17 protein-coding genes are annotated in these 19,127 nt (G+C 42.7%); 1 reads left to right on the top strand and 16 read right to left on the bottom strand.

Annotation, left to right across the window (positions count from 1 at the left end):
- Positions 1 to 4: 4 nt before the first annotated feature.
- The 15 genes from ASG89_RS28475 to ASG89_RS28405 form a co-directional block, all read right to left on the bottom strand.
- The gene (locus tag ASG89_RS28475; protein WP_063868194.1) at positions 5 to 2,230 is read right to left on the bottom strand and encodes a penicillin-binding transpeptidase domain-containing protein; all 2,226 of its coding nucleotides are present in this window, start codon (positions 2,228 to 2,230) and stop codon (positions 5 to 7) included.
- Between the two features lie 84 nt (positions 2,231 to 2,314).
- Positions 2,315 to 2,776 carry a septum formation initiator family protein gene (locus tag ASG89_RS28470; protein ID WP_057314647.1) on the bottom strand — a complete coding sequence of 154 codons (462 nt, stop codon included), beginning with the start codon at positions 2,774 to 2,776 and terminating at the stop codon, positions 2,315 to 2,317.
- 18 nt (positions 2,777 to 2,794) lie between these two features.
- A complete protein-coding gene (gene rsmH, locus ASG89_RS28465) occupies positions 2,795 to 3,745 on the bottom strand; it encodes a 16S rRNA (cytosine(1402)-N(4))-methyltransferase RsmH (RefSeq protein ID WP_057314646.1) in 951 nt (316 codons plus the stop codon).
- A gap of 69 nt (positions 3,746 to 3,814) precedes the next feature.
- Entirely contained in the window at positions 3,815 to 4,252 is a 438-nt protein-coding gene (gene mraZ / locus ASG89_RS28460; protein WP_056612672.1) for a division/cell wall cluster transcriptional repressor MraZ, read from the bottom strand.
- 126 nt (positions 4,253 to 4,378) lie between these two features.
- Complete coding sequence (locus tag ASG89_RS28455; protein ID WP_057314644.1) at positions 4,379 to 5,461, bottom strand: DUF4349 domain-containing protein; 1,083 nt, start codon at positions 5,459 to 5,461, stop codon at positions 4,379 to 4,381.
- A 579-nt stretch (positions 5,462 to 6,040) separates the two neighbouring features.
- Entirely contained in the window at positions 6,041 to 7,303 is a 1,263-nt protein-coding gene (locus ASG89_RS28450; RefSeq protein ID WP_057314643.1) for an adenosylhomocysteinase, read from the bottom strand.
- 11 nt (positions 7,304 to 7,314) lie between these two features.
- On the bottom strand, positions 7,315 to 8,943 hold the full coding sequence (gene bshC, locus ASG89_RS28445; protein ID WP_235549966.1) for a bacillithiol biosynthesis cysteine-adding enzyme BshC: 1,629 nt from the start codon (positions 8,941 to 8,943) through the stop codon (positions 7,315 to 7,317).
- A gap of 162 nt (positions 8,944 to 9,105) precedes the next feature.
- Positions 9,106 to 10,080, bottom strand: coding sequence for an ABC transporter ATP-binding protein (locus ASG89_RS28440; protein WP_057314639.1), 975 nt, complete (start codon positions 10,078 to 10,080; stop codon positions 9,106 to 9,108).
- Positions 10,073 to 11,110, bottom strand: a complete 1,038-nt coding sequence (locus tag ASG89_RS28435; RefSeq protein ID WP_057314638.1) for an ABC transporter ATP-binding protein — start codon at positions 11,108 to 11,110, stop codon at positions 10,073 to 10,075. The genes ASG89_RS28440 and ASG89_RS28435 overlap by 8 nt, the downstream gene beginning before the upstream one ends.
- Before the next feature lie 13 nt (positions 11,111 to 11,123).
- Positions 11,124 to 12,056, bottom strand: coding sequence for an ABC transporter permease (locus ASG89_RS28430; protein WP_057314637.1), 933 nt, complete (start codon positions 12,054 to 12,056; stop codon positions 11,124 to 11,126).
- A gap of 4 nt (positions 12,057 to 12,060) precedes the next feature.
- Positions 12,061 to 12,993 carry an ABC transporter permease gene (locus tag ASG89_RS28425; RefSeq protein WP_057314635.1) on the bottom strand — a complete coding sequence of 311 codons (933 nt, stop codon included), beginning with the start codon at positions 12,991 to 12,993 and terminating at the stop codon, positions 12,061 to 12,063.
- 98 nt (positions 12,994 to 13,091) lie between these two features.
- On the bottom strand, positions 13,092 to 14,777 hold the full coding sequence (locus tag ASG89_RS28420) for a peptide ABC transporter substrate-binding protein (RefSeq protein WP_057314634.1): 1,686 nt from the start codon (positions 14,775 to 14,777) through the stop codon (positions 13,092 to 13,094).
- Positions 14,778 to 15,165: 388 nt separating this feature from the next.
- The gene (locus ASG89_RS28415; protein WP_057314850.1) at positions 15,166 to 15,525 is read right to left on the bottom strand and encodes a DUF3397 family protein; all 360 of its coding nucleotides are present in this window, start codon (positions 15,523 to 15,525) and stop codon (positions 15,166 to 15,168) included.
- 55 nt (positions 15,526 to 15,580) lie between these two features.
- Positions 15,581 to 16,537 (bottom strand): ketopantoate reductase family protein, encoded by a 957-nt coding sequence (locus tag ASG89_RS28410; RefSeq protein ID WP_057314633.1) that lies wholly within the window; start codon positions 16,535 to 16,537, stop codon positions 15,581 to 15,583.
- A 101-nt stretch (positions 16,538 to 16,638) separates the two neighbouring features.
- On the bottom strand, positions 16,639 to 17,292 hold the full coding sequence (locus tag ASG89_RS28405) for an RsfA family transcriptional regulator (RefSeq protein WP_057314631.1): 654 nt from the start codon (positions 17,290 to 17,292) through the stop codon (positions 16,639 to 16,641).
- A gap of 356 nt (positions 17,293 to 17,648) precedes the next feature.
- On the opposite strand from ASG89_RS28405, the gene ASG89_RS28400 reads away from it, so the two are divergent.
- Entirely contained in the window at positions 17,649 to 17,879 is a 231-nt protein-coding gene (locus ASG89_RS28400; protein WP_028558057.1) for a DUF2626 domain-containing protein, read from the top strand.
- Positions 17,880 to 17,911: 32 nt separating this feature from the next.
- Here ASG89_RS28400 and ASG89_RS28395 read toward each other — a convergent pair whose 3' ends face one another.
- Positions 17,912 to 19,042 carry a class I SAM-dependent methyltransferase gene (locus tag ASG89_RS28395; protein ID WP_057314629.1) on the bottom strand — a complete coding sequence of 377 codons (1,131 nt, stop codon included), beginning with the start codon at positions 19,040 to 19,042 and terminating at the stop codon, positions 17,912 to 17,914.
- Positions 19,043 to 19,127: the final 85 nt, after the last annotated feature.

Genomic DNA, 19,127 nt, shown 5'->3' with positions numbered 1-19,127 from the left:
TTCACTAACGTTGCTTATTTGCTGTTGCTGTCGTTCGTTGTGTCTCTGTCTTGGCATTAGGCGTTGATGATGGCGTCGCTGCATTCGTTGGTGTTGCAACAGGAGTAGCTCCGCTTGCTGTGTCTGATTTATCACTTAACGGCTTGAGTTGCAGTGTTACGCCACGTCCTTCACCTGCAGCGGATTGCTCTGACACATACCCTTCCCCTGTAGTTTGACAATCAATTTTGAAGAAGGAACAAGTCTCAACGGCATCACGTAGGGATTTACCAACTAGATTCGGAAGCGGCATTTCCTCAACGGGTTGCATGGCAACGTAAATATGCTGCGTTGATAAAATTTGAGTGCCAGCCTTGGGAAACTGATCAACCACCGTCTCACCTTTACCAAAAACTTCAAGTGATAGGCCAATATCTTTGGCAGTCCCTTTCGCGCTTGTCGATGTAACATCTAACAAGTTCGGTACATTTAGACGATTCGCTTCTTTGGTGATTGTTTTCGGTTTCTTACTTGAGGCAACCCCCATGTACTGTAAAGACTCGCCTACGATTTCTTTGAAAGCAGGCGCTAAGACTTGCCCGCCTAAATGATAGTTTCCGCCAAGATCAGGCTGATCTGCGATAAGTGTAATTAGAATCCGTGGATCCTCAACTGGCGCATAGCCAATAAATGAGATTACCCACGTATCGGGTGAGTACGTTTTTTCACCAGGAAGTACGATATTCGCAGTCCCTGTTTTTGCTGCTATTCGATAATCTTCCATATAGGCAAGTTTACCAGTCCCTACTTCTTGATCAGATACGACTTGCTCTAAATATTCACTCACTTGCGTCGCCGTTTGTGGACTTACAACTTGTCTGATCACTTGAGGTTCATACGCTGTGATTACCTTCCCTGTTTTGGGGTCAAGGATGTCCTTCACAATGTGCGGCCACATCAATTTACCACCATTCGCAATGGCTGCATAAGCGGCCGTTTGTTGGATAGCCGTCACAACGACTTTCCCTTGTCCGTAAGTTGCCGTTGCGAACTCAGATGGGTACTTCATGTCAATAAGCCCTTTAACTTCACCAGGCATATCAATATTCGTTTTTTGATCAAAACCAAACTTAAGAATATAATCACGTAGTTTATTCTGCGTTAACTTTTCGATTCCTAGCTTTACAAAAGCAACGTTACTAGACCTCTTCAGACCTTCTAAGAAGGTAATTTTTCCCCACCCAACGAGATTATGGTCATGGAGAATACGGTCTGAGACTTTAATTGCACCCGATTGATAGGTTTCTGTCGGATTAAACAAGCCCTCTTCCACAGCTCCTGCAAGAGTAACTAGCTTAAAGGTAGAACCAGGTTCATAGCGCGAAGCCACTGCGCCATTCCTAAAATCATTTTGACTATTAAAATTCCAATACGTATTCGGATTAAAAGTAGGCGTGTTCGCCATTCCTAATATTTCCATCGTTTTCGGATCAACCGCGATCGCTGTTAAGCCTTTCGGATGCCATTTGTCATTGACTTTTGCTAGAGCGCTCTCTAAATAGAACTGTATGTTTTTGTCGATCGTAAGTCTAACATTGTTTCCGTCTTCCGCAGGTTTATAGTTGACTTTGGCGTCGGGAAGTTCTACGCCTTTGCCATCCTTTTCATAGCTTAGCATTCCTGGAGTACCCTTGAGGGTGTCGTTTAATTGCAGCTCAAGGCCAAGTGCTGCTTCACCTTCTTTGTTCGTATACCCTAGTATATGACTCGCCAAAGATTCACCTGGATAGTATCGCTTTTCATCTTCTAGGATCGAAATCCCTACGGGCTTTTTGGTACCCAGTTTCAATTGAATATTCGCGATGAGCGCGCGGACTTGATCCGCCTTTTCTTTCTCAATCTTCCAACCCTCGTTACGTATTTCTACATTGGCAGCGAAGTCGGTACCATCCAGATTTTTCTTCGTTGCTCTTTCGCGAATCTTATTTACTAGTTCAGAACGAGAGGCTTCGGATTCTTTCAAAATATCGGCCAACCCTTGGGTCACATCCTCGGCAATGTGCAAAGCATCGATTACTTTCGGATTTAGAGCTATCGTATAGGCTGTTGCTTCTATGGCAAGCACCTTATCATTACGATCCAAGATCGATCCGCGTAAGGGGGCCAGCACTTTATCCGTTTCCCATCTCTTCTCTGCCTTCTCTAGCAACCAGGATGCTTCTACCACTTGAATCCAATAGACTTTAACCATGAGGACAACAAAAAGAAGGGTAAAAAACCCTCCAAGTAGCAAAGATCGTAACTTAATTTTTTTAGTCATATGAGTACCTGCCCGTTACGGTTTAGACGTTGTTTTCGTACTTTTGCCACTCGTTGTAGCTGTCGATGTATTCGATTTCGCCTTTGTAGATGTTGTTGATTGAGCAACGACATTGCTTTGCTTCACATCTTGTAAATTAAACCCGAGGCGTACTGCTTCCTCTTTTAAACGATCTGGACTTTGCAACTTCTCAACTTCTTGCTTGAGCGCACTGTTTTGCGCTTGAATTTCACGGATTTCACCTTGCATTTTCAAAATATTCGCATTCATCTGATAGATCGCAGCGAACCGCCAAATGATTACTCCAGCAACAATAACACAGAGTACAACTGTGAATAGGTAAAGCATTTTCTCTTGCGCTGGCAATGAGGAGTTGCGATATACAACCTTGGTTGTTTCTTTTATCTTCACACGCTGCCCAGAATTCGGTTTACGTTTCGGATCAAGTGCTAAATTGCCTTGAATATATGATGACATCACTTATTCCTCCCTTGGTCAAAGCTTTTCTGCTATTCTTAATTTTGCCGATCTGGCTCTTTGATTGACTTCTAATTCATGTTCACTAGGTAGAATTGGTTTACGTGTAACGAGCTTCAAATCTCCAACCTTCTCACAAACACACATTGGAAAAGCTGGCGGGCACGTACATTTCTCCACATTTTTCACGAAAAATTGTTTACAGATGCGATCCTCCAAGGAGTGGAACGTTATGACCGCGATTCGTCCTTGAGGCGCCAAACAGTTAAGTGATTGCTGAAGCGCTTCTTCAAACGCGCCTAGCTCGTCATTCACTGCAATTCGTAAGGCTTGGAAACTGCGTTTGGCCGGGTGTCCCCCGGTCCGTCTTGCGGCAGCTGGGATCCCCTCTTTAATCAATTCCACGAGTTCGCCAGTTGTTTCAATCGTTTTCTTTTCTCTTGCTTCTACAATGACACTAGCAATCCGTCTCGAGAACTTTTCTTCCCCATATTCGAATAACACTTTAGCAATTTTGTCAGCAGGCCATTCATTTACGATCGTTTTGGCGGTAAGCAGCGTATCCCGATCCATTCTCATGTCGAGCTCAGCATCATGGTTGTAGCTGAATCCACGATCGCCATCATCTAACTGCGGAGAAGATACACCTAGATCGAACAAAATGCCATCAACCTGGGGTTTGCCATCCTTCATAGCTTTGGGTACACCGCGTAGCACTAGTTCAATTTCTCTGAAGTTACTTTTGATAATGGCCACGCGATCTAAGTAAGGTGCAAGCACCGTTTGCGCATTGGCTAAGGCTACATCATCTTGATCAAGAGCAATAAGCAGTCCTTCTGGACCTAATTTGGATGCGATTAGCGCACTATGTCCCGCGCCTCCCATCGTACAATCCACGTAAACGCCATCTGGTTTTATATGTAAACCTTCTACAGATTCTTCTTTAAGTACAGTCACATGATGAAACACTCGTTGTCCTCCTAAAAGTTTTGCCTTGGCAAAACTGACTTCGTAAGCATATTCTTAAACTCAAAATTTCTATAAATCAAAATTAAAATCGACCAGCTTCTCTGCTATTTCATTGAATGACTGTTCAGACTCATTGGCATAGCTTTCCCAAACTTGCTTACTCCAAATCTCCACACGATTAGAAACGCCGATAACGACACAATCTTTTTCTAATTTGGCATGGTCGACGAGATTACTTGGAATGTTAGCTCTACCTTGCTTGTCGAGCTCACACTCTGTTGCACCAGAGAAGAAAAACCGGGTAAAGGCACGTGCATCTGACTTCATTAATGGCAATGCTTTCAGCTTCTGTTCGAGAATTAACCATTCAGATTGCGGGTATACAAATAAGCATTGATCCAAACCACGTGTGATGACAAAAGCTTCGCCAAGGGCTTCACGAAATTTAGCCGGAATGATCATTCGGCCTTTCTCGTCAATGCTATGTTGATATTCACCCATAAACATAGCATCAAGTCCCCCTTTTCCTCCACTTTGTACCACTTTTCACCACATTTGAATCAATATTCGCTAAAAATAAAAGAAATCCTGCTTAGTTAGCAGGATTAATTAAATTTATTTCGTTTTTTAGGTCTATTCTGTGCCTTTTGTTCCTTGTTCGGCATCTTCAAGTGTATGTTCAGATGTATTTTGCTCTCTCAGCTGTAATCGCAAAGCCTTTAATTGCGAATTCCTCTTACGCCTGTATACCCAGATTGGGATAGCTATAAGCAATAAAATCACCAAAACAGGCACCGCGGCAGCAAGGAAAACGAGGACACCTTGCATAACTGCGACCAGAACATTCAGGCTAGAGCCCCATGCTTTTTCAACGCGCTCCGCTAAAGTTAGTTCATTCGGGTCAGAAAGTAACGGTTTTTTACCGGTTTGTTGATACATTCTTAACTCGATGGTAGAATACGAAACATTTTGATCCAAGTAACGCATTCTGCCTTTGATTTGCTCAATCGCCTCTTGCACCTTAGCAAGCTCATTAGAAAATGCCAATAAATCATCGGTCTTCGATGCTTTCTCCATAAAGCTTAGCAACCTGCTCTCTACAAGCTGCTTGGCCGTCAGACGAGAGCTAAGATCCACGTACTCTTCCGTTACATCCTGCCCCTGAACATTCCGTTGGAGCGATGGACTTATCTTCTCTAGGCCGTCTAGCATGGATACGAATCCATTTGCTGCGACTTTAATCGTATACGTCCCGCCTTTTTCACCCGTATTCGCATTCTCCGAGAACTGCAAAATGTACGCTCCACTTAAAGCTACCAAATCCCGCAGCTGGGTTTGGGCTTTACTATAATCTTCAACTGGCATCACAAGATTAGCCCGATAAATAAGTTTTCGGTTAAAACCAGCTTCTTGATCGTTTCCGCTTGCAGGCATCACAACATTCGGCGTAGTCGACTTATCATCCGATGTAGGAGCTATCGACGTAGATTCCTTCGCCTTAGCTGCTGGAGCTGCATTACTTGCGCTTACATCTTTGCTGGCAAATTGATCAGCTGTCGCACCGGAGGTTCGCACGCTGTTCATATCACTTTTTGAATCTGCCATGGATGCGGATTGTTCGCTCTTGGAGGAGGAACTACATCCTGCCAACAACCCCAACACCAACATACACATGACGATCATAAGTGCTAAGCTTGCTTTTGTACTTATCCTCATTTCAACACGCCCCCAATTTCCATTTATAGGTTATACACCCTTCAAACGGAATAACGAATACGAAAGTTGCATGGAAACAACGTGGATTGCAATTAAAAGTGATAAGGAGTTTGGTTTGGATGGAATGGTACAAATTTTAGTGTGACACTGAGCGGTCACGAGGCTGTAGAGTGCGGTATTGCAGGCTCTTGGGGGTAGATATTATCGGGGGTTTTAGGGCTTGCTGGGGTTGCTAGGATTCGTGGAGCTAGTGGGGTGTATGAGCCGGGGACTTTTAGGAATTAGCTGGAAAAATACAGTTATTTTAGCTGAATTTCATTGAATTTTTGATTTACATGTATTTTATGTAGTTAATTATCCTCACATTGCTCAGTTTGACGAAAATCCCTGAAATTACCTGCAGAAAATCCGGTTAATGCTATTAACTAGCCGATTTTCACTAAATTAGCTACACAAAATCCATTTATTCGCACTAGACTCCTCACCCGCAACTTACCTCCACCATCAACAAACCCAAACAAAAATACCCTCAAATCCACATCAGTGGACCAAAGGGCATCTCCATTACACATTTATATCTTAGTGCTCATCCCAGCTGTCTAGGTAAGCTTTTTGCTCATCAGACAGAGCATCAACACTCGTACCTAGTGACTCAAGCTTGAAGCGAGCAACTTGCTCATCCAGTACATAAGGAACATTAACAACAGTATTCCCTAACGTTTGGTAAGAATCATTCACATGTTTCAAGGACATCGCTTGAAGCGCAAAAGTCATATCCATGATTTCAGCCGGATGACCATCCCCAGCAGCAAGGTTAACTAAACGACCTTCAGCTAAGATGTACACTTTGCGACCATCAGTTAGTTGGTACTCTTCGATATTACGTCGAACCGTACGCTTGGAGGATGAAAGAGCCTCAAGTTCAGGTTTGTTCACTTCAACATCAAAGTGACCCGCGTTCGAAAGAATTGCGCCATCTTTCATCACTTTGTAGTGTTCCCCACGGATAACATCACGGTTACCAGTAACAGTAACGAAGAAATCGCCCAATTTCGCAGCTTCGATCATCGGCATTACAGCGAAACCGTCCATATACGCCTCTACGCCTTTAATCGCATCGATTTCAGTTACGATTACGTTAGCACCTAAGCCTTTAGCACGCATAGCCACACCTTTACCACACCAGCCATAACCAACGACAACGACAGTTTTACCTGCAACTACCAAGTTTGTTGTACGGTTGATACCATCCCACACGGATTGACCTGTACCGTAACGGTTATCAAACAAGTATTTACAGTAGGCATCATTAACAGCAACCATCGGGAAAGCAAGCTTCCCTTCTTTTTCCATCGCTTTCAAGCGAAGAATACCTGTTGTTGTTTCTTCCGCACCACCGCGCACATTTACCGCTAAATCTTTGCGCTCGGAATGAAGAAGCGAGACTAAGTCGCCACCGTCATCAATAATAAGATCAGGTTTGGATTCCAATGATTTAATAAGAAGCTCTTTGTATTCTTCTGAACTCGGATTGTATTTGGCAAATACAGTGATTCCATCTTCAACAAGCGCTGCACATACATCATCTTGCGTAGATAGCGGGTTGCTACCTGTGATCGTAACTTCAGCTCCACCAGCTTTAACAACCTTCGCTAAGTAAGCTGTTTTAGCTTCCAAATGCAAGGAGATTGTTACTTTTAAACCTTTGAAAGGTTGTTCTTTCTCAAATTGCTCACGAATTCGATTCAAAACAGGCATATGTGCCTGAACCCAATCAATTTTCAGGTGACCATCTGGCGCTAATGCCATGTCAGTTACAATACTGTTTGTTGCAGTTGTCATCTTCGTTCCTCCTACAAATAATAGATACGATGCATGCCGTCAACGGGTATCGGCGTTTCAAGTAATGTATGCAGCCAAACATTCCCATAACGATTAAGATAAGCACACCCATTATACACTCTTTCTTGGGGCTTTGCTAACGGAAAAATAGTTAGTCGTACACGGTCCAACTGTCGGATCGCTGCATCGAATTGTGTATGTGAGGCTTCACTTGCTTTTTGATGCAAATATTCGATTTGTTCCACGATTTTAGCCAGATTGGTATCTCCAAGTTTTTTGACACCGGGATTAATTCCACTTAGAGACTCAACAAGCGGTGCATAGGTACTGAGGAAAGACTCCTTAACCGCTTCAAATCGTTCATTAAGCTGAAGCGTATCTTGGGCATCCAACCAAGCTTGTTTCTTCTCATCAAAGTGTTCTAAAACATCTGTCAACGTGAGCTCGTATTTGTCCATCTGTTTCTTTATCGTGCCCTCAATCAAGGTAAACTCCAAGCGCGGCACCACAATCGGCATACGCAAATGGAAATGCTCGAAGGCTTGCTTCGTTAACGCCCAGTAAGCAATTTCCCCCGGACCTAGCACTGTCGCTAGAACAGGAAATAAATATTCCTGCATAAGCGGTCGAGACATGACATTATTACTCAACTGTTCAGGTGTCGTCATCGCTTTATCACGAAGATCAGCCTTCGTGAAACTAACCATTTTTTTCTTATCCGTAAAATGCTCACCCTCGCGATGGAGCAGCAGTCTCGCACCCTCAACGAAAACAAAGAGATTAGCTCCATCCTCATGAATTTCCGCTTGAATCCCATAACCCGCTTGACTAACTTCGGCTTGACTGCGCATTAAGGATGCAGTGAATAACTCATTCTGCTCTATCATTTCCTTGAACATGGATGACTCCAATGCACGGACTGAAGGCTCATCCGCATCGATCAGCACAAGCCCATATTCACCAAACAGCATCGCCATCCACCGAGCAAAAGCATCTGAAAGCGTAGCTCCATCTTCTGCAGCTGAGCGCATTTTATCTAACAAGGACGCTTTGAATTCCGTATCCATTAACGATTGATCCAACTTATTCAATGCCTCTTCCCACGCTTCAGAAGACAGTGGCAAGCGACTTACGGACGTTCTTACACCGGTAGGATGCTCCACCTTCAACTTTTCAATCTGCTGCGTATTGGAGAGAACGTGGACGTGGTTCACTTCGTCGAAGTCGTGATCCTCACCTGCAATCCAGAAAACCGGAACAACTGCACGTTGCAGTTTATTACGCCATTCGCGTGCCAATTGAATAATTGTAATGGCTTTATACAGGATCATTAACTGCCCGCCAAATAAGCCAGCTTGTTGACCGCCAACGACCGCAAGAGTTTGCTTATCGCCTAATGCCGCGACATTCTCTAAAACAGCCCCCGTATTCCCTACACGACGATTATAAGCTTCCAACACCTCTACAAGCCGCTCACGCTCGACATGCGGGGCATCCATAGCACCATCCAGCCAATTGACCCGGCCTTGCCAATCTTCCACGTTTGCAAAATGATAAGGGAACAACGACTTCGCCTTGCCTTTTCCCGTTATATAATCTTCCGCCAATGTCTGATTTTTCTTCCAATGAAAAGTATCCATTTGCATATGCGACTAGTGTCTCCTCTTCATACCAATTAAAACAACTATCCTTTGATTGTACACGGAAGCCCTGAAATCGTCAAAACTGTATTTTTTCTAATTACAATTATACGGCATGAGGTGGAAGGCGAAAAGCCGCCCCACTCGGGACGGCTAAGCTTATTAATATAAATGACAAGCAACAAAGTGATTCGGTTCCACTTCTTTACTAGGCGGCATGGAATCTGCACACTTCGCCATCGCTTGCGGACAACGCGTACGAAACGGACAACCACTCGGCGGGTTGAGCGGGCTCGGTACGTCGCCTTGAAGAATGATACGTTCGCGTGTACGTTCAATTTCTGGATCCGGGATCGGAATCGCAGAAAGCAAGGACTGTGTATAAGGATGCAGCGGCTTCGCGTATAGCGCGTCAGATGTTGTTACCTCAACGAGGCTTCCTAAATACATAACCCCGATACGGTCAGAGATATGCTTAACCATCGCTAAATCATGCGCGATAAACAAGTAAGTTAAGCCCATTTCTTTTTGTAATCTTTTGAAAAGATTCACGACTTGCGCTTGAACGGAAACGTCCAATGCGGAAATCGGCTCATCGGCGATAATGAACTTCGGTTCAATCGCTAGAGCGCGGGCAATCCCGATACGTTGACGTTGACCACCGGAGAATTCATGCGGGAAACGGCTAGCATGTTCATCATTCAAGCCCACAGCACGAAGCAGTTCCATGACTCGTTCTTTGCGTTTCGCACCTTTGTATAAACCGTGAATATCAATACCTTCAGCAATGATATTCCCCACAGTCATACGCGGGTTTAGGGATGCGTAAGGGTCTTGGAATACCATTTGCATATTCCGATTGAAATCCTTCAGCTTTTTCCCACTCAGCTTATGAACATCTTCGCCATCGAAAATAACTTCGCCTTCCGTCGCGTCATAGAGCTTAATTATCGTTCTTCCAGCTGTGGATTTCCCACAACCGGACTCCCCAACAAGACCAAACGTTTCACCACGTTTAATTTCTATCGAAAAATTGTCTACGGCTTTCAAAATCTTGCCGTTTCCAAGATTGAAATGCTTTTTCATATTGCGAATTTGCAAAATCGGTTGCTCAGACTTAGCCAACGTCTTAGACATGCCTATTACCTCCCACTCCTACAGGACGTTCAACCTTCGGTGCATCCGGGTGAAGCAACCAGCAAGCTGCAGAATGTGTTTCAGACAACACAGAATGTGCTGGATCTTCTTCCAGACAGTGATTCATCGCGTACGGACATCTAGCTGCGAAAGCACACCCTTTCGGTGGTGCGAACAAATCTGGCGGTGTACCTGGAATCGGTACAAGCTCTTCATTTGTGTTCGTATCCAACCGCGGCACTGAACGAAGCAAACCCCATGTATAAGGATGTTGCGGCTCATAGAATATTTCATCTACGGTGCCTTGTTCAATAATTTTCCCTGCATACATAACGACAACGCGCCCTGCCATGTCAGCAACAACACCAAGATCATGGGTAATCAAGATAATGGATGAGTCCGTTTCCACAGAGATCTTCTTCATCAAATCAATAATTTGCGCCTGAATTGTAACGTCTAGCGCTGTTGTCGGCTCATCTGCAATCAGCAGCTTAGGCGAACACGCAAGAGCAATCGCGATCATGACACGTTGACGCATTCCTCCTGAGAGCTCATGCGGATATTGATGAATACGACCTTCTGGCGAGTTGATTCCAACCAATTTAAGAATTTCAATCGCTCTTTCTCTTGCAGCGCTTTTACTCAAACCTTCGTGTTTGATCAAACCTTCGGTGATTTGATCACCGATTTTCATCGTCGGATTCAATGATGTCATTGGATCTTGGAAAATCATACCCATTTCTGAGCCACGAATTTTCTCCATCTGTCTGTTGGAAAGCTTCGTAATATCCACTTTGCCGTCAAACATGATAGAACCGCTTTTTATATAACTAGGCGGAGTAGGAATTAAACGCATGAGCGTTTGTGCCGTTACGGATTTACCGCAGCCGGATTCACCTACAATCGCCAACACTTCACCTTTTTTCAAAGAAAAAGATACGCCGCGAACAGCTTGAACTTCACCCGCATAAGTCTGGAATGAAACTCTCAAATCTTTCACTTCTAGTAAATTGTCTTTGGTGCTCATCATTATTCACCCCTTCTTACTTGCGCATTTTTGGATCTAGCGCATCACGAAGCCCATCGCCGAGTAGATTGAAGCTCAATAAGATTAAGCTGAACACGATCGTCGGGAAAATAAGGCGATGCGGATATAACCGAATATAGTTAGCACCGTCTGACAGCAAGTTACCTAGCGATGCCAGCGGCGGCTTTACACCAAGACCAATAAAACTTAAGAATGCTTCTGTAAAAATCGCAGATGGCACTACGAAAGTGATCTGTACAATGATTATACCAAGGGCATTCGGGATTAAACTACGCATAATTATTCTCATGGGAGAAGCTCCCAGTGTACGCGATGCTAATACGAACTCTTGTTCTTTGAGCGTAAGCATTTGTCCACGAACAAGCCGTGCCATCGGTACCCACCCTGTAATACTGTAGGCGATAATAATAGAAGAAACCCCTGAGCCAATAACCATAATCAATAGAATAGCAATCAACAAGAATGGAATGGCGTAGACGATCTCAATGGAACGTTGCATCACTTCATCAACTTTCCCGCCGTAATACGCAGAAATCCCCCCGTAAATAACACCAACTACTAAATCAATTAAAGCCGCTGTAATACCGATAAACAGGGAGATTCGAGTTCCCCACCATACACGCGTCCAAACATCTCGACCGAAGTCATCCGTTCCAAAGAAATGCGAACTACTTGGCACCGCATTTTTAAGTTTTAAATTTTGCGTCTGATAATCGTAGCTTGAAACAAATGGCACGATAATCGAAAGTACGATTAAAGTTACCAATATAATTAAGCCAGCCATAGCCAGTCTATTTTTCTTAAGTCGTCTCCATGCGTCCTGCCAATAATTAAGTGAAGGTCGTACAATGACTTCACCAGTTAGAGATTTATTTGAAACGGGAGCAAACTTGTAACTAGTCTCTGTTGATTCATTTGGAGTTTGCATGAATTTATTTCCCGCCTTTCCCAAGACGAATTCTAGGGTCCACTAAGCCATATACAACGTCTGTAATAAAGATAACGACAATCAAAATTGCTGAGTAAAAAATAGTTAATCCAGAAATCATCGTATAGTCATTCGAATATACAGATGACACAAAATGTTTACCCAAACCTGGTACACTAAAAATTTGTTCAACAACTAACGTACCTGTGATGACGTTTACAAATATTGGGCCGATAATCGTAATAACCGGCAATATCGCATTACGAATTGTATGCTTAACTACAACTGTGACAGTTGACAAACCTTTTGATTTCGCTGTTTTAATATAATCTTGATTCAATACGTCTAACATGGACGTACGCATTAACCGCGCCAAAATCGCAATTGTACCGAAGGACAAAGCAATAGCTGGTAATACCTTGTATTCAGGGCCTTTCCATAAACCAGCAGGTAGAATCCCCCACTTTACACCAACATAATAAGAAAGCATCGGCCCAAGCACGAAAGAAGGAATGGACACTCCTAGAATCGCTATGAACATTGCTGTGTAATCACCAGCTTTATTATGTTTCAAGGCTGCAATAATCCCTAAAGTTAAACCAACAACAATTGCAATTACAATTGAAATTAATCCAAGTTCTAAGGATGAAGGGAAAGCTTGTTTGATAATATCCGTTACTTTGTGAGCAGGGAATTGAAAGGAAGCTCCTAAATCGCCATGGATGATATTGTTCATGAATGTCAAATACTGTTCCCACAATGGCTTATCTAGCCCATATTGCTTCATCAACATATCTCTCGTAGCTTTGGGAATCTTCTCAGCGCCTTCTCCTAGTGGATTACCTGGCAAGTTTTTCATCAGAACGAAGGTAAATGTTGCGATGAGCCACAACGTAATAAGCGCATATAGGAAACGGCGAAGAATGAACTTAATCATATTGCTCCTCCTTTATTAAAATATAAGACAAGAAAGTTAGAAGAGGCCGCTCCCACGAGGTGCGAACGGCCCCTTCTGCTTAATTTACTTTAAAAAGATTACTTTACTGTAGCCCATTTCAGTTCCCACTCTTGACCAAACGACGGAAGAATCAAACCGGAAATTGTTGCTTTTTTCAGGTACGCACGAGTACGGAAGTACAATGGAGCTACACCCTGATCGTCCATAAGGATTTTCTCAGCTTCAACCAAAGCTTTAGCACGTTTCGTAGTATCTGTTTCTGTTTGAGCGGACTTCACAAGTTTATCGTACTCTGGGTTGCTGTAGTCACCTTCATCAAACTCGCCGCCAGTTACCCACATATCCAAGAACGTCATTGGATCGTTGTAATCTGCGCCCCATAGGGAAAGAACGATATCGAAATCTTTTTTGGAGGAAAGCTCGATACGCAATGCGTGAGGAACTGGGTTCGCTTCAGCTACGTAACCAAGGTTTTGTTTCCATTGTGCAAGGATGAACTCAAGTGATTTTTTCGCAGTTTCTGTATCATCCGCGTTCACTTTCATTTTTGGAAGAGCTGTTAGACCAAGCTCTTTCAAACCTTCAGCAAGCAAAGTTTTTGCTTTAGCAGCATCGAACTTCGGTTGTGTTTCGCCAGCTGTTTTACGGAATTCACCGCCAGCACCGTCAGAAGTACCACCTGGAACAAGACCAGTGGAAGCAACAGAACCGTTAGCAAGAACTGTATCTACGTAAGCTTGACGATCGATTGCCATACCAAGCGCTTGACGAATCTTTTTGTTAGCAAGAGCTGGTTGTTTCTTCACTTGGTACATCAAGTAGGAATTCGTCAACTCTGGTTTAGGCAGGTTGTCCGGTTTACCTTTGTACAAAGTCAATTGATCACGGTTGATTTCAGTCAAATCAGCCGCATCTGTTTCATATAAGTTAAGGCCTGTATTTGTGTCTTTAACGATATTGACTGTTGCTTTTGTTAATTTCACATTCGCAGCATCCCAATATTTTTCATTTTTAACTAACTCTAGTGTTTGGCCATGATCCCATTTGCTCAAAATGAATGGACCTGCACCGATGACTTTATCCGCTTCTGCGCCATATTTGTCGCCAGCTTTTGATACGAAATCTTCGCGTTGTGGCAAGAAAGTACCGAATGCAAGCATTGAAGTAAAGAATGCAACTGGTTTTTCAAGTGTGATTTCTAGTTGTTTGTCGCCAAGTACTTTAACGCCTAAAGCGTCTTGTGCTTTTTTAACTTCTTCAGGAGTTTTAGCTTTAGTTACAGCTTCTCCACCTTTAATCCACGCTACTACAAAGCTATATTGCCCTTTAGTTGCTGGATCCAATGTACGTTTGAAGGAATAAGCGAAATCTTGTGCTTTAACCGGCGTACCGTCTGACCAGTTCGCATTGTCACGAATGTCAATTGTGTAAGTTAGACCATCTGCAGAAATTTTAGGGAAATCTTTTGCAAGACCAGGAGTTGCTTTACCATCTTTATCTGTACGATATAGACCTTCGTTAAATGCGCTAATGAAAGTAAAAGCAGCATTTGCTGTTGCCTTGGAGCTATCCATAACAGGCGGTTCAGCGGAGAAATTGATTTTAATTTCTTGCGGCTTGTTGGAAGCAGGAGCTGTTGTTCCTGTTGCTCCACCAGCTGGTGTTGTTGTTGGTGTTGTTTCCTCGTTCTTACCACAACCAACTGCTACGCTACCCATGAGCGTTAGTGCTACTGCTGTAGAAACCCATTTTGTCGTTTTCATATAAACTCCTCCTTTAAAATATGTATGTCTAGACATCTATGGCTAGGTGCTTTGTTAGTTTTATTAACATGAACTTTGCACCTTTAACCCGAAGGTCAATGTAACCGCTTCTTTTATGTTATATAATCTAACCTCAATCTCTGGTAAAAAAATTTACTAGAGTCCACGCAAGGAATTATAACATAATCGATGAGTTTGTCCACAATTAATTTACCACTGACTAAATAACTGGTAAAAAAATTCACTCTCACGATTTCTAATTATACAACCAACGGTCAATAAAATCTAGACGATTTTGTTTGTTATTTTCTACAAATCTCAAATAAATATTACAAACATTCACTTATTTTTTGCCCATAATAACCAGAATTAGGTAAGCAAAAGAAATCTATGTTGAAAAAAGGTAGTTTTTACCTATATGAATGCAAAACAACAGAATATATAATGCCGACAAACCTACAAAGCTTAGTCGCCATACCAATCTGCCTACTTTGATTAAATTAGTTTCCCCTTTCAAATGATTTTGATAACCCCCAGTAATACCAAAAGCAATTAATAAGATCAGGACAATTAACCAGAATCCAAATTGGGTATGAAAAAGTTTGTTCCACATTAAGGATACGGATCCTAGTAGAAACAAAGTGGTGACATCCATAGTAAACCTCGTGGTCATCTTCTTATCCTTCAGAAATAGAAAGATAAGGAACCACACTAAAACAAATGTGATAAATGGCGCTACAGCTAACATGGCATATAAAGTAGATAATAGACTAACGAAACTATTCAGCAATAAGTTTCACCTCTTAATTTTCTATTGCTTTAATCATTCTATACACTAGGTTATTGGTTGGCAGTTCAAGACCCATTTCATTGCCCATTCTCACTAAACTGCCATTTAAATAATCAACTTCCGTACGGCGCGATGCCTCGATATCTTGCAGCATAGAGGAATGATTCATTTTGGTCGTCTCGCATACTGCCTGAATGGTGACCCACAAATCAACCGGAAGCTCAACTCCTTTGGCAGCAGCCAAGAGAAGCGCTTCATGGTATAGATCTTGCATGAGTGAAAGGGTCCATGTCGAACGAAGCAATTCACCATTTGGCACACGTAGAATAGCTGTGAGTGGGTTAATAACCACATTGATGATCAACTTACTCCAAATTCTGACTTCCATATTTTTCGACAATTTCGCTTGAAATCCTGCTAACTCCAACAAATGCACAATGGAAATATGCTGATTATTTGAGGCCGCAAAATTATTCGGGACTATCTCCCCCAAATATGTAATTCCATGACCAGTATGACTGACGGATGTAGGGCCAATTCGCTTAGCACCTTCCGTTGTTACAGCAAATAATAGCTTATCCCACCCGATAGCCTGACCTAATTTCTGTTCGTGACCAACGCCATTCTGAAAGCAAATAAGATAGGTATGTCGTGTCATTTGGCTATTCATATAGTTGATAAGTTCTGGTGATATTGCGGTCTGCTTCACCATAAGGAAGATATAATCGACTTGACGCGCAAACGGAACCACACCGTCACTAATCTCCTCGGAAAAGCTGCGAAATACAACCGACTTCTCCACCTTCGCTGCTTGTGACTCCGTTCCAATGGATGATTGTATTCCATGCTCCGCCAATTCTCTCGCTTGTCCTTCAGTTCTTGTAACTAGTGTTACCTGTGAACTAATGGGGGCAAGTTTAGCGGCAAATAGAAGTCCTAGAGAGCCTGCTCCGATAATCATGATGTGCATGTAATTACCACCTTTTTCTATGTATCCTCTATTATACAGCAAAAAAGCCACAGACCAAGGCTCACCTTGATTTGCAGCTTTTCATTCCAAGTAATTTTAGATTAATCTACTCTCTCTAAATTACCATTTGCATCCATTTTGAAGCGCGGTTTCTCTTCTTCTTCTTCCTCAACGAGAAAGGCCATTTTCCTAGCACGGTCCATGATTTGAATTAGCGCTTTATAATCATCATTCACGACGCGATAATCGGTTTCAACTTCATTCACTTGTTTATTCAGCTTATTATTTTCTCTGCCAAGTCTATCGAGTTCATCCTCTTTGTCCTGCAGTTCTTTCTCCAACGTTTTGATATGACGATTCATATCCTGATAGGTACTGCGCCATTGCCGTAAGAAACGAATGACTGCATCAATAGATAGCGTTTCTTCAGTAAACACTTCATTCTTACTAGCCGAAACATCTGGACTATCCAATAAACCAATGGAAGAAGATCCGGAAATCGAAACGGGTGCATGCTTTTTCAGCTGCGTCCGTTTCTGGCGCTGTGCTTTCGCAATTTGAATGGCTGCTTCATATTTCTTCCGTACAAAGCTGTTCCAGCGGAACCCACACGCAGCCGCGGTTCGTCCAATGCGTTCACCAACTTCTTCAAACGCAGATAATTGTGTACTACCTTCTCGGATATGACGCAATGTCAACTCCGCTAAAATTAAGTCGTCTTCATCGCTCCAAGCATCTTGTCTAATCGCCGACATAAGGCCAAACCTCCTAACATAATATAGGGAGCTTTACGATCCGTGATCGAATTCTCTCCTACCCCGCGGATACATCATAAAGAAGAATCAATTAATCAGTCAGGTATCAATTGATTCGTTGCCATTATTACTATTTCTATGCCCGTACTAGAGTTCATAGAATCTATTTGATACTAAATGGTATTGCCAAATTTTTTGACCCTCATACATGGGATTCGTATAAAAAGACATACTACGTCTATATGATGAAATGTTTTCAATTTCGTCACCGTTTGACGGTTTACACCACTTAGTTCAAACGGTATAATGTGTTGTAGTTATTGTGCAACGTGGTACGAGAGGGGGATGTAACGAGAATGGATCGCATGTTTCGGGTTCTAGGTTTTTGGACACTTGTTATCGCACTAATGAGCTTAGCTGGCGATATGATACCTATGTCTCTGATTTTCTTTTTTCAAACTGCCGTATTCGTAATTCTAGGCTATATGCGCTTGTCTGAACGTACTTACATATTGTTGTTCTGGGGATACATGATTATCTCCTTCAGCGGATTTACGTATTGGTCATTTTTCAAAATGTCCATCTAATGCAGATGACGAACAAAAAGGTGAATCGGCAATTATGCCGGTTCACCTTTTTTAATGGCAATAAACACTTTAAACAATTCACTCATACCATCGCTTATCAGCAATTGTCGGATCGAACGATTTCTTTTGGATACTTCACTAAATGGATTCGGATCGAAATGATTTTGCAGTTTTTCCAAAATGCCCTGCTCCACTAAAAACTGACGCTGCGTCTGAAACACAAAAGACTCAAATCCTGCGGAGACCGCCGCCTCCTGGCATAAGCTGAAATTAACATGCGCAGTAATGTCCTGTTCACCTGGATCGATAAAAGGATTATCATGCGCCTCGTGCTTGCGGTAGCACATTAATGTCCCCTGATGCCGATGAGTGGCGTACAACTCCTCCTCGACATCTCCATAATCGATAGTAATGACGCACCCACTTAACATCCGGTTCGAAAGTCGAACATACCAATCTACTGCCTCTAGATTCAGTTCACTAATTTGACCCTCTTGCCATTGAACTTCTAATGTATTGAGGTAGTCTAATATGCGTCCAGGTTGAAGAGGTAACCAACTCTCTTGCCAACAAGGCTCTTGTTCCTGCCATATCACATATGATTCATGAAAAGTCTGATCTTTGTATTGCAGGCGGTGAATTGGGAAGGCATCCAGCAATTCATTGGCCAACACATACACATTGTTGCAAGGAGGCTCATTTAACCAAGCTGCTTCATCCAAGAAACGAATTCGCTCCACGTGTTCGACAAGACTATCTTGTTGCAACTGGCGGTGATAGGCACTGGATTCAACAAGTGTATACGTCAACATGTCATAGACATCTGGCGCAGCCCGCTTCATTTCATTAAGCAATTGGAGCGCCATTCGCCCATTGCCTCCCCCCCATTCAACAATTTCAATAGGAGGAAACAGATTGAACTGAGCTCGCAGATGGTTATATAGGAAAGTGGCAACCATTTCACCCATTACGGTACCGATGGAAGAGCTTGTATAGAAATCACCCTGTTTACCTATCTTTATTAGATCCTTCCGGTAATAACCGACTACATCCTGATATAAGCATATCTCCATATAGTCTCGAAAGGAGATTCTTTGTTCTAGTGTCGAGCAGATACGTTCCTTTAGCGCTGCGACAACACTAGTAGGCCCTAGTTGATTCACGATTGTAAAACCCCCAGTTCTTTACTTACAGACAAATGAATAGGAAACCCTTATAATGATAAAGGATTATGGAAGGAGAGACAGC

This window comes from Paenibacillus sp. Soil766, assembly GCF_001428105.1.
GTDB lineage: Bacteria > Bacillota > Bacilli > Paenibacillales > NBRC-103111 > Paenibacillus_E.
Note: the sequence above shows the minus strand (reverse complement) of the source record. Positions and strands in the feature narration are given on the sequence as shown.

Excerpts from the sequence above, each read along its gene's own strand:
- ASG89_RS28475 (WP_063868194.1), bottom strand. The coding sequence starts at position 2,230 with ATGGTTAAAGTCTATTGGATTCAAGTGGTAGAAGCATCCTGGTTGCTA.
- ASG89_RS28470 (WP_057314647.1), bottom strand. The coding sequence starts at position 2,776 with ATGTCATCATATATTCAAGGCAATTTAGCACTTGATCCGAAACGTAAA.
- mraZ (WP_056612672.1), bottom strand. The coding sequence starts at position 4,252 with ATGTTTATGGGTGAATATCAACATAGCATTGACGAGAAAGGCCGAATG.
- ASG89_RS28455 (WP_057314644.1), bottom strand. The coding sequence starts at position 5,461 with ATGAGGATAAGTACAAAAGCAAGCTTAGCACTTATGATCGTCATGTGT.
- ASG89_RS28450 (WP_057314643.1), bottom strand. The coding sequence starts at position 7,303 with ATGACAACTGCAACAAACAGTATTGTAACTGACATGGCATTAGCGCCA.
- bshC (WP_235549966.1), bottom strand. The coding sequence starts at position 8,943 with ATGGATACTTTTCATTGGAAGAAAAATCAGACATTGGCGGAAGATTAT.
- ASG89_RS28440 (WP_057314639.1), bottom strand. The coding sequence starts at position 10,080 with ATGTCTAAGACGTTGGCTAAGTCTGAGCAACCGATTTTGCAAATTCGC.
- ASG89_RS28435 (WP_057314638.1), bottom strand. The coding sequence starts at position 11,110 with ATGATGAGCACCAAAGACAATTTACTAGAAGTGAAAGATTTGAGAGTT.
- ASG89_RS28430 (WP_057314637.1), bottom strand. The coding sequence starts at position 12,056 with ATGCAAACTCCAAATGAATCAACAGAGACTAGTTACAAGTTTGCTCCC.
- ASG89_RS28425 (WP_057314635.1), bottom strand. The coding sequence starts at position 12,993 with ATGATTAAGTTCATTCTTCGCCGTTTCCTATATGCGCTTATTACGTTG.
- ASG89_RS28420 (WP_057314634.1), bottom strand. The coding sequence starts at position 14,777 with ATGAAAACGACAAAATGGGTTTCTACAGCAGTAGCACTAACGCTCATG.
- ASG89_RS28415 (WP_057314850.1), bottom strand. The coding sequence starts at position 15,525 with ATGTTAGCTGTAGCGCCATTTATCACATTTGTTTTAGTGTGGTTCCTT.
- ASG89_RS28410 (WP_057314633.1), bottom strand. The coding sequence starts at position 16,537 with ATGCACATCATGATTATCGGAGCAGGCTCTCTAGGACTTCTATTTGCC.
- ASG89_RS28405 (WP_057314631.1), bottom strand. The coding sequence starts at position 17,292 with ATGTCGGCGATTAGACAAGATGCTTGGAGCGATGAAGACGACTTAATT.
- ASG89_RS28400 (WP_028558057.1), top strand. The coding sequence starts at position 17,649 with ATGGATCGCATGTTTCGGGTTCTAGGTTTTTGGACACTTGTTATCGCA.